At 50.5% G+C, this 1,288-nt stretch carries 1 protein-coding gene; it reads right to left on the bottom strand.

Annotated elements, in window-relative coordinates:
- Positions 1-98: 98 nt before the first annotated feature.
- Positions 99-1,288, bottom strand: a 1,190-nt coding sequence (locus GMA8713_RS25690) for an IS5 family transposase (protein WP_062715510.1), incomplete at its 5' end; no start/stop codon positions are given.

Raw genomic sequence — 1,288 nt, 5'->3', positions numbered from 1 at the left:
GTCGGCCCTGAAAAAGCCGTTTTTGCCATTAAGAAATCAAGCAAAAAATAGGGAAGCTGAAATACCAGCTTCCCTATTTTTTAGACAACTGCGCCTGCTTAGTCGCAATAGCATCCTTGTTCATTGTCCTGAACTGGCATCTGCCTTTGATGGCTCATCATCTGAGCCAAAACCCAGACAAAAAGAAGCCGCAGCTTCTTCAAAATCATTCTCAGGTTCTGTCCAGCACCACAAAGCACGGCGTTGATGGCATCGCCCATTTCACCCAGCAGATAGTTTCGTCCTAACAGACCGTCTGTCTTCATGTGCCCGATGATAGGCTCTATCGCATTTCGTCGTTTGAGTGTTTGTTTCTCATGCACCGTCAACCCTCGCTTTTGACCCGCTATGTGAATGGTAAAACAGTCATTTCCCTGCGTCAGATAGCCCCGGTAACCTCGGTCTACCAACGCCTTTTCTGCCCAACAACCGCATTGGCGAGACGCTTCTCCCAAACTGCGAAACAAGGTATGACCATCATAGGGGCGACCGGGGAAGACTTGGCTGCATAACACAAATTGCTCCTTCAACGTGGTGACGACGCCTACTTTTACACCAAACTCATATTTCTTATGCGCTTTGCCTTTGGCGATGCACTCCACTTCCGGTGCGTGAAGGCTGTACAACTTGTTTTTGCCTGTTTTACCTTGTGTGAGAAGGCGCTCTGCCTGGCACAATTTCTCTTCAAAAACAGGGCGTAGATGGGGATGGTTAACCAGTCGGCGTTGGATATCCCGCGCTACCCGCCCCAGATAGGTCTTAAGCCGTTTGACCTCCCGACGCATTCGTTTGAACTGTCGGGCATGGCCGTAGCGCCCGACTTTTAGCAGGGCACGCTTACCCAATCGGGCATAGCTTTGGCGAAGACCCATCCCTTGCTTGTGGGTGAGTGTGACCAGATGTTCACGACACCGGTTTAACAGCTTGGCATCGGTGGGAAACGCGACCGCCTTTTCCATCACTGTGGTATCAACCACCACCTGTTTAAAACTCGCAGGTTTGACGGTTTTGGTCTTCACACCCGCTTCAACCGTCAGTTGAAGCAACTTCTTTGCCCCGTCTTCACCGATGCGTTGGCGGAAGCGGGTCATCGACGAGGGGTTTATCGGGAGTTTGTGCTCAAAATACACATTGCCGCAAAAGTACTGATAGTAGGGGTTTTCTACCCATCGGGCACAGACTTCTTCATCGGACAGGGCGTAGACATGTTTGAGGTAATGGAGCCCACACATAAGGCGTATGTTGTTAC

The organism is Grimontia marina (genome assembly GCF_900060185.1).
In the GTDB taxonomy this organism is placed as follows: Bacteria; Pseudomonadota; Gammaproteobacteria; order Enterobacterales; family Vibrionaceae; genus Enterovibrio; species Enterovibrio marinus.
This window is presented reverse-complemented; position numbering and strand designations above follow the sequence as displayed.